Origin of the sequence: Mesorhizobium norvegicum (assembly GCF_004919685.1) — a bacterium.
GTDB lineage: Bacteria > Pseudomonadota > Alphaproteobacteria > Rhizobiales > Rhizobiaceae > Mesorhizobium > Mesorhizobium norvegicum.
In genome coordinates, this window is sequence record NZ_SMYZ01000208.1 from 1 (window position 1) to 1,270 (window position 1,270).

The 1,270-nt window shown below is 62.4% G+C and carries 1 protein-coding gene; it reads left to right on the plus strand.

Annotated elements, in window-relative coordinates; translation table 11 throughout:
- Positions 1-215 precede the first annotated feature (215 nt).
- The gene (locus tag FCU66_RS40765; protein WP_136622771.1) at positions 216-1,247 is read left to right on the plus strand and encodes a BMP family protein; all 1,032 of its coding nucleotides are present in this window, start codon (positions 216-218) and stop codon (positions 1,245-1,247) included.
- Positions 1,248-1,270 lie beyond the last annotated feature (23 nt).

Here is a 1,270-nt window from a genome sequence, read left to right on the forward strand (position 1 = left end):
TCGGCTGGACACCGGCAGGCAGGTGAGGGGCAGCGCTAACCTAAGGCGATTGGCACTGCGGGCTCAATCTCCCGCCTTTGACAGCCGTGAGCAACGGCTCGCGCTTCGTCAAATTTGACCACGTGGACAAAAGTCCGGCGCCGTTCCATAGTTCCCCGTCTGAACATTTTCACGAACAGCCGGCTCGACACGGCTGTCGAACAGAGGGGAATGCAATGGAAAACCGGAAGAACAGAGTCCAGATAAAGCGCGAAGGGCTCTCGCGACGCAATGTGCTGGAGCTGGGGGCGCTTGGCCTGGCCGCTGCGATGCTGCCGGGCGCTGCCTTCGGCAAGGACAAGAAGCTGAAGGTGGCGGCGATCTTCGCCACGCCGATCGAGGAGCCGTGGGACAACCAGATCCATGTCGCCTTGCAGAAGGCCGAGAAGGAACTCGGCATCGAATACAAATGGTCCGAGAAGGTGCAGACCGCCGATTTCAGCCGTGTCATGCGCGAATATGCGCAAGGCGGCTACCAACTGGTGTTGGGCGATGCCTTCGCCGCCGAGCGTGAATCGCGCCGCACGGCCAAGCAGTTCCCGAAGACCGCCTTCCTGTTCGGCTCCGGTGCCGGCCCTGCGGAACCGAACTTCGGCGTCTTCGACAACTGGATCCACGAGCCGGCCTATCTCTCCGGCATGATCGCCGGCAAGATGTCGAAGTCGGGCACGATCGGCGCCGTCGCGGCGATGGGCATCCCGGAAGTCAACCGGCTGGTCAACGCCTTCTTCGCCGGCGCCAAGGAGGTCAATCCCAACATCAAGAAGAAGGTCGCCTTCATCGGCTCGTTCTTCGACCCGCCGAAGGCCAAGGAAGCAGCGGTCGCGCAGATCGACGCCGGTGTCGACGTCATCTACGCCGAGCGCTTCGGCGTCATCGAAGCGGCGGTGGACAAGAAGATCCTTGCCATCTCCAACATGTCCGACCAGTCGAGCCTCGGCCCCGACACGGTGATCACCGGCCCGGTCTGGGACATGTATCCGACGGTCGAGCAGGCGATCAAGCTGGTCAAGGCGGGCGTCTTCACCGCGCAGGACTATGGCGACTTCTCGCGCATGGCCAAGGGCGGCTCGCATCTGGCGCCCTACCACAAGTTCGACAAGACGCTGCCGGCGGACGTCAAGGAACTGGTCGAGAAGAAGAAGGCCGAGATCCTCGAAGGCAATTTCCGCGTTGATGTCGACGAGAACACGCCGGTTTCGGATTGAGTGTCACCCTCCCCCTTGTGGGG

Excerpts from the sequence above, each read along its gene's own strand:
- FCU66_RS40765 (WP_136622771.1), top strand. The coding sequence starts at position 216 with ATGGAAAACCGGAAGAACAGAGTCCAGATAAAGCGCGAAGGGCTCTCG.